Annotated in this window: 7 protein-coding genes; 4 read left to right on the plus strand and 3 right to left on the minus strand. The window is 61.3% G+C overall.

Translation table 11 applies throughout. From position 1 onward, the window contains the following. A partial coding sequence (locus B7X90_RS18090) for a Tn3 family transposase (RefSeq protein WP_292626929.1) occupies positions 1–2,164 on the minus strand: 2,164 nt, incomplete at its 3' end. Between the two features lie 140 nt (positions 2,165–2,304). On the opposite strand from B7X90_RS18090, the gene B7X90_RS18095 reads away from it, so the two are divergent. The 3 genes from B7X90_RS18095 to B7X90_RS18105 all read left to right on the plus strand — a co-directional run bounded on the left by B7X90_RS18095 (position 2,305) and on the right by B7X90_RS18105 (position 5,148). After that, positions 2,305–2,874, plus strand: a complete 570-nt coding sequence (locus B7X90_RS18095; RefSeq protein ID WP_013849886.1) for a recombinase family protein — start codon at positions 2,305–2,307, stop codon at positions 2,872–2,874. Then, entirely contained in the window at positions 2,875–4,248 is a 1,374-nt protein-coding gene (locus B7X90_RS18100; protein WP_062734668.1) for a hypothetical protein, read from the plus strand. A 450-nt stretch (positions 4,249–4,698) separates the two neighbouring features. Further along, positions 4,699–5,148 (plus strand): flagellar hook-basal body complex protein FliE, encoded by a 450-nt coding sequence (locus tag B7X90_RS18105; protein WP_235209629.1) that lies wholly within the window; start codon positions 4,699–4,701, stop codon positions 5,146–5,148. 356 nt (positions 5,149–5,504) lie between these two features. Here B7X90_RS18105 and B7X90_RS18110 read toward each other — a convergent pair whose 3' ends face one another. Continuing rightward, positions 5,505–6,014, minus strand: coding sequence for a nuclear transport factor 2 family protein (locus tag B7X90_RS18110; protein ID WP_235209630.1), 510 nt, complete (start codon positions 6,012–6,014; stop codon positions 5,505–5,507). A 256-nt stretch (positions 6,015–6,270) separates the two neighbouring features. On the opposite strand from B7X90_RS18110, the gene B7X90_RS18115 reads away from it, so the two are divergent. Beyond that, positions 6,271–6,477 carry a DUF6118 family protein gene (locus B7X90_RS18115; protein WP_051519908.1) on the plus strand — a complete coding sequence of 69 codons (207 nt, stop codon included), beginning with the start codon at positions 6,271–6,273 and terminating at the stop codon, positions 6,475–6,477. 63 nt (positions 6,478–6,540) lie between these two features. Here the strand turns inward: B7X90_RS18115 and B7X90_RS18120 are convergent. Next, on the minus strand, positions 6,541–7,477 hold a 937-nt coding region (locus B7X90_RS18120; protein WP_292626945.1), incomplete at its 5' end, for an FTR1 family protein.

Raw genomic sequence — 7,477 nt, forward strand, 5'->3', positions numbered from 1 at the left:
TGACGTGGTAGGGCGCGCGCTGATCAGAATTATGGGTGTAGAAGCTGAAGCCATGATCGACGCCATAGCGGGCGTTGATGTCGCCGCCCGACGCGCCGCGCTTCGCGCCCCTGAAGAACTGGCCATCGGAACTGGACGTGGTGCCGTCGCCCCATATCCGCGAGAATGGCAGGCGGTGATGCGCGTTGATGAGGACGGCCAGCGCCGCGCGGTAGCTGTCGTCGCGGATATAAGCGTCATGGGTCCAAAGGAGCTGATCGCGCGTGACGCCTTGGCTCGCCGCCGCCATGCGCGACAGACCGAGATTGGTCGCGTCGGCGAGGATCGTGGCGAGCAGCGCGTTTTCATTGGGACATGGCTCGCCGGTGCGCAGGTTGGTGAACGCTACAAGAAAGCCGGTTTCCTGTGCCACCTCATGCAGCAGCTCGGTGATACGGATGCGTGGCATCATGGCATCGAGCCGGTTGGCCAGTGCTTCAGCATCGAGCGTCGCGATCGTGCGGACAGGGGATATCTGGAGGCGGTCGTCGCGGTATCGCACACCCTCCAGAGCGTCACGCTTCAGGCGCTGGGCAAATTTCTTCAGCCGCCAGTCCAGTTCTCGGCCCCGTTGTTCGAGCCATTCGCCGGCTGTGGGTGGCAGGCCGAGAGCCGACACGATCGGCTGCGCCTTTGGTTCGCTGAGCAGGTAGCTATCGAACCGGCGGTATCCCGCCGATCGCTCCACCCAGACATCCCCGGACCGCAGCTTGTTGCGTAGATGCGCGATTGTCGCGATTTCCCAAAGCCTCCGGTTGATCTTGCCGTCATCGCCCACGACGATTTTCCGCCATTCCTTGCGGAAGGGCATCGGAGCGTCAGCAGGCAGATCGCGCTTGCCCGACCTGTTGAGGTCGCGCAGCATCTCGATGCCGGCGATCGTTTTCGCACTGCCCTTTCCGGCCTTGAACTTGAGCGCCTCAAGCAGGTCGGGGGCGAACTTGCGCAACGTCGCGTAGCGATCAGCCGCGACCGTCAGCGGGTCGAGGCTGGCGGTTTCCGCGATCGTCGCCACTTCCGGCCTGGCTTTGAGAAGGGTGTTCCACCCGACCGATGCGTCCAGGGCTTCTATCGGATCTTCGCCGGTATCGACTGCATCGGTGAGCGCGTCGATCGTCCTGCGAAAGATCAGCATCAGTCGCGCCACGTTCTTCGACGTGGTTGCATAGCTGCGCGCCTGGGCGTTCTTCGCGCGGGTGAAGATGCTGCCAATCAGCTTGTCCGCCATCTCCAGAGCGCTGTCGGTAAGCCGTTCTTCAAGATCGAGCAGGAACGCAACCACCGTGGCGCGACGCCGGGAGGGGATATATCGCTCGATCATATACGCAGGCGACGCACGGCCTTCCCTGACATATTGCCGGAAGCGGTCCTCATGGATGCGACCAGCCAGGTCCGGAGAAATGCCGATCTTCCGCACTTGCCGCAGGCGGTCGAGAATCTGGCGGATGTGATCGGGCTTGGCCGCGATGGGGATTGTCTTGAGCGAAGCGAGCTGGCTCATGCCGCCGGCGTCGTCAAAGAGCTGGTCGAGGGCGTGGACCTGTTCGGTGCTGAGATCGGCGATCAAGGCATAGGCAACCTGCTTGCGGGCACGCGCGCGCCCCGCGCTGCTGGCACGTTCGATAGTGGAGATTGACGGCAGCAGAATCCGGGCCTCGCGAAGGGCGGTGACAACTCCGGTCGCTATCGTCATCCCCTTGTCAGTCGCCCATGCCGTTTTCCTAGCCGCTTCTATCATGAAGGGGATATCAGCGCGGGTCGGCCCCCGCAGTCCCAGGCGCGCGGCCAACTCTCGAGCATGGTCCGTCATCGTCTGATCCCGCGCCGCATAGTTGGCCAGGTCGGTTACGTGGAGACCAAGCTGTTCCGCGGCGAAGGCGGCGAGATCATGGGGTATTGCGCCCCTGTCTTGTATCAACTGCGCCAATGTGATGCCCGGGTGCCGTAAGAGCGCGAGTTGCAGCGCGACGCCCAACTGGTTCCGTCGTTCCCGTCGTGCGCCGATGATCTCGATGTCCGAAGGCTCGAAGGTGTAGAGTCGGGCCAGATGGTCGCGTTCGGTCGGGATGGCGAGGATATGATCGCGTTCGCTCTCGGTCAGGAGTTGATGCTTGCGCTTCGTCATGCCGATTCCCGTCCACAAAAGGTCATCTGGGACTATGGACAGCCATGAGTAAAGAGACATAGTATGTGGACGGATATGGATGGGGCGAAGCCGTCGCCGTTCAGAACGTCCACAAAACGGCCGTTTGGGAGACGCACGGGATGGGCGATATTCTGGGTTATGCCCGCGTCAGCACCGGCGATCAGGACGTGGCTGGACAGACCATGCGTCTGGAGGAGGCCGGCGCGATCAAGGTGTTCACCGACGTCATGTCGGGCAAGAGCATGGAGCGGCCCGGTCTGGCCGAACTGATCGCCTATGCCCGCAAGGGCGACACGCTGGCGGTGGTCCGCCTCGATCGGCTTGGGCGCTCGCTCGCCGAATTGCTCACCACGGTCGAGACGCTACGCGGCCAGGGCATCGCGCTCCTGAGTCTTGAGGAAAAGATCGACACATCGTCGGCCGCCGGCGAACTCATCTTCCATGTGTTCGGGGCCATCGCCCATTTCGAGCGGAGACTGATCTCCGAGCGAACCAGGGATGGGATCGCCGCCGCGCGCGCCAAAGGCAAGTTGCCCGGCCGTCAGCCGCTCGACATGTCCAAGGTACATGCCGCCATCAAACTGGTCGAAGCGAGCATCTCGCCGACAGAAGCAGCACGACAACTCGGCATCGGCCGATCGACCATCTATCGAGAAATGCGCCGCCTCGGCGTGGAAAGGCCCATCTGAATGTCCAGATCGAAATCGGCTCACGATCTTTCCGGCCTGATGAAATATGCGGATCGCGCGCCATGGGATGAGGCATTGGCCGAAATGCTGTCCGCGCATCTCGATCCGGCGAGCGAAGCGACCGGACTCGAGCCTGACGCCATATTCGAGATAATTGGCGATCACTGGCAAGGGCCGCTATGGGGCTGCGCCTTTGAAGATCTGCTTACGCAGGAACTGGAACCCGACGGTCGCAATCTGGTCGATGACTATCTCAAGCGCCGGGGCTGGAACGAAAAGGCGCCGAACAAGGCCTATATGCGCGCGTTACGCGATACGGTCATGTCGCTCTATGAGGTCAGCGAAGTCGTGCCTGGTCAGTCGATGACCTTGCGCGATCTGCTGCGCGACGTTGCTCCGGTGACGGTGCGCGAACACGGTGCAACCCAGACCCTGGTCAACTGGGACAAGATCGCCGCAAGGGTTGTCGACGTGAACGGGCGCCATGGCATTTCCGGAGCGCTGTTGCCGTTCAGCGCTGAGGGCGCCGTGCGAGTGGTCGATGCATTTTCCCGACTTGCCGACGAAACTCAGGACACTGCGGAATTGGACCCGTCCGATCGGGACGCGCTTCTGGGAGCATCGGGACCGATGTTCACGAACATGTGGCTGCTCGACTGTCTGGGCAAGGCCATGCCCGGCAGCGCGCCGGATATGGTCAACGCCGACGGCGATGACCTGGTGTTCCACCGTATCGTTTTTCCGCTGGCGAAAGGCGTGGTCGGCAAGAGCCTGATCCGAAGGCTGAACGCGGCACAATGGCTGGAACCTGCCAGCGACAGTTTCTGGAACTGGCTGGCACCAGCGACGAAGAACAAGAAGCCGCAAGCGACCAAAGGCAAGCGGGCCTTCGTCACGACCATGGATGACGGCACGCCGGTTTTTGCCAATGTGGAACTGGCAGGGCGCAAGCTGATCGTCGAGGTAAACAGTGCCGCCCGCGCGGAGCGAGCAATTACCCAGATGGGCGAATGGCTTGGTGATTGCGTGAGCGCGCCTATGGCCGAAATCCGGACGCTCGATCAGGTTATGGCCGACGATGCCGCCCGCACGCCACAGGACGAGGCGCTGGATATTCCACCGCATGAAATGGAGCGCATCGTTCACGATATGCTGACCCGTGAATATACGAAAACGCTCGATGAGCCGGTCCCAGCCCTCAGCCACAAGACGCCACGCGTTCTGGCCTGTACAAAGGCGGGGCGGGTAAAGGTAGCCGACTGGCTCAAATATATCGAAAATGGCGCGGCAAAATCGGGCACCGCCGATCCGATGGGCACCTATGACTTTACATGGATGTGGGAAGAACTGGGGCTTAGCGACCTCCGGCGGTAACGGCCATCATACGGTTCTTGAAATGTTCTCGCTTAGCGTTGTCTGGCGTACCTTCCACGCGATGCCCTCGGCCAGCCCCCACACCCAACGCCGCAGCACGAGCGACAAGACGCGGCGGCTAGGACCGCGCCGAAGCTCGTCGGCGCACCGAGCCGCGTCGCGAAGGCGTAGCGACGCGGGAGCGGCAAGGGTTTCGTGCGGGATGGTCCTTTGATTCAGCGAGAGAGAGCGCGCTGCACGATTAAGATGCCCCGTAACGTCGTGCGACCATTTCGCCAAGTGCCAATGATTGGATCATCTGGTCGCGCGTCATCTGGCAGGCTTGGGCAAATCCGATAACGATCGACGCCTGGCTTTACGATGAAGAAATCATTCCTAAGCGTCGTTAACCATCCTCTAACGCTTGCGATGCGATCATGCAGCTATGCTAGAGGTCGCACCGGGGTGAACATGAGCAGCATCTTCATCAACGACGTCATGGCCGTGCGAAGCGCCATCCTCGACAGGAATGCGGCGCTTCGGAATGTAGCAAGCAGCGCGGTTTCTGTTGGTAGCCCCGAGGGTGCGGGAGCAAAATTCGAAGCAGCGATGAATACCGTGCTTGGAAAGGCGGACGGTGCAGACTCGGTCGTAGGTCCAGGTTCGACCCAAGGGATCTCGGCTGCCGGGCGCGCGGAACCAGGTGGCTTTACCTCTACACTGCAAACACAGCTTCAAAAGATCAATGAAATCAACGCTCGCGCCGGAAAGTTGACGGTTGCCTATGAACGCGGCGAAGAGGTCGATATTGCAAAGGTAATGCTCGCGCGGCAGGAGTCGTCGATCGCGTTCGAGGCGACGTTGCAAGTTCGCAATAAGTTGCTTTCCGCGTATAAGGACATCATGAGCATGCCAGTCTAGCGAAAACCTTGTCGATCATATCATTGTAAGGAAGTCAGATACGAGCATCCCACCGTATCAGCTATGATGGGTTCAGATCGGCATCGAAGGGTATTCTGTTATGAGAAGATCGAGGGCGATTATCACAGCCATGTTTCTGTTACCTCTGGCCGTAACGGCTTGTGGCAGCAGCGAGGAAACGTCGGACATCTCCGAGGATCAGATGAACCATTATGCTGGCATACCGGAGCACGATCACCCGACGAATTCTACAAATGCGACACCGCAGTCGGCTACGCCGAATCCAGCGAAGAAGCAGTAGCGGCCATATTGCCGACCCCTGAAGCTGGATCCGGGCGCAATGTGATCTTGACCGATCAGGAGCCTTTCGGCTTGCGAGCGCTACTGTGCATGCTGATGATCTTCCAGCTGCTCCCCGAGCGCGTTAAGACGCTGGTTGCGACGCCAATACGTTCGGCAACAGCCCCGTTCTTCGGCTCGATCCGATAGCGGTAGGTCTCGGTGGCAAGTGCGACCGGACCCTCAAAGCGAACCTTCACCTTGTAGTCGGAAAATGTAAACGACTTGAAGGCTGCCAGCTCTGGCCCAAGATGATGGGCGAGGTATGTCGCGTAGGTTCCCTCCGAGCCACCCGTTTCGAATATCTGGGAGTCGGCCGCGAAGAGTCGCTCTGTTCCTTTCGCATCGAGCTTTTCAATCGCCGCCTTGTACTGCGACAGTACTGCCTCCACGGCCTTCGTATCCGCGAAGCGCGATGCAGGCTGGGCGGCGACCGCGATCGGCATCGCCAGTGCTGTGGCCATTGCCACCCTAAACGCCAAAATCATGTTTCCCCCTTCAAAATGCCAGATGGTTGAGGCCGCCATGCATGAAGGCGCGCCCCAGGAACCCTTGTACCGATATCGCCAGCGTCATCAAACCGAGCAAACCCCCAATACACCGCGCACGATCGGTCGGGCGCGGTGCGGTGCACTGTGGCCAGTTAGGCGAGGCCTATTCCAAATGTCGCGATCGAGGTGCCGAGCCAGCGGCGGCGGGAAGCTTTTGGTGCTGCTACTCTAGGTCCGCTGGCGGGGCCGATCGCGCACCTTGCACCGGCGAGCTGGCAAATGGCCCGAGCGCATGGCGGCGCGCGTGCTGGATGAACCCACCCTTTGGGATGCCGGCCAGCATCTGATGGTCAGCGCATCGCAGCCGAGCTGGGAGGTGATAGTCACGGCCGACAGGGTCTTGCGCGACAATCGCGAGACGATCAAGGGATGCCGCAAAGCCGCTGTGAAGGCGAAGCAGGCGGTGCGCTGCACGATCCAGAAAAAGGCGGCGGAATAGCTACGGACGCCTCCCGGCTCAGCCGCAAGAGGTGATGGTCTCCGTCATGGACTCGCATCGGTGCTAGTGAGCCGATGCCCTGCCCCGATCGCCGCGACGGTTCCAGGCGAACCCGATCGCGATAGCCACCGCCATCAGGAGCTGCGCCAGCACGGATTGCCATGTAGGGAACAGGCCAAGTATTGAGAGCCTGGGCACATCGCGAAGCGGCGCTATGGCAATGATGCCCGCCTCTTGGAGAGCGGAAACCCCCTTGCCCGCGAGCACGACCGTCAGGATCGCCATCAGCCAGGAGCTGTAGCGGAAGAACTGCGTGATCGGCAGCGTGCGGCTGTAGCGAAGCATGGCCCAGGCGATCACCGCAAGCAGGAGAACGGCCGAGCCCGCCCCGGCCAGCAGCACGGGACCGTTTCCTTGCGACCAGAGCGCCGCGTAGAACAGGATTGTCTCAAAGACCTCCCGATAGACCACCACGAACGCCAGCCCGAACAGGAACCAGCCCGATCCTCCGGTGAGCGCCCGTGACATTTTTTCCCGGATATAGCGTTGCCACTGATCGGCTTGCGCCTTGCCGTGCATCCATATTCCAACCGAGAGCAGCACGACCGCAGCGAACAGCGACCCAAACCCTTCGGTCAGCTCCCGGCTCGCGCCGCTGATCCCGATTGCATAGGTGGCCACCACCCAGGTGATCCCCCCGGCAACGAGCGCGCTGATCCAACCGCCATGCACGTATCGCAGCGCCTCTCCTCGCTCCGCCTTGCGAAGGAACGCGATCATGGCGACGACGATGAGCAAGGCTTCGAGCCCCTCGCGCAGCAAGATCGTGAATGCGCCCAGGAACGTGGACGCTTCCGTGGCGGCATCAGGCGCCAGCGCCGCTTCCGCATCGTCGAACAGCCCGTCGAGCACTGACACCTTTTCCGCGAGCTCGTTGGGCGAGGCACCGCGGTCGATCGCGGCGCGAAACTCGCCCATCGCGCCTTCGATCCGGCCCATC

It is taken from the genome of Novosphingobium sp. 17-62-19 (assembly GCF_002256775.1).
Taxonomy (GTDB): domain Bacteria; phylum Pseudomonadota; class Alphaproteobacteria; order Sphingomonadales; family Sphingomonadaceae; genus Novosphingobium.

What these genes read in the sequence shown, in the direction of transcription:
- B7X90_RS18095 (WP_013849886.1), top strand. Translation starts at nt 2,305, where the DNA reads ATGGGCGATATTCTGGGTTATGCCCGCGTCAGCACCGGCGATCAGGAC.
- B7X90_RS18100 (WP_062734668.1), top strand. Translation starts at nt 2,875, where the DNA reads ATGTCCAGATCGAAATCGGCTCACGATCTTTCCGGCCTGATGAAATAT.
- B7X90_RS18105 (WP_235209629.1), top strand. Translation starts at nt 4,699, where the DNA reads ATGAGCAGCATCTTCATCAACGACGTCATGGCCGTGCGAAGCGCCATC.
- B7X90_RS18110 (WP_235209630.1), bottom strand. Translation starts at nt 6,014, where the DNA reads ATGGCGGCCTCAACCATCTGGCATTTTGAAGGGGGAAACATGATTTTG.
- B7X90_RS18115 (WP_051519908.1), top strand. Translation starts at nt 6,271, where the DNA reads ATGGCGGCGCGCGTGCTGGATGAACCCACCCTTTGGGATGCCGGCCAG.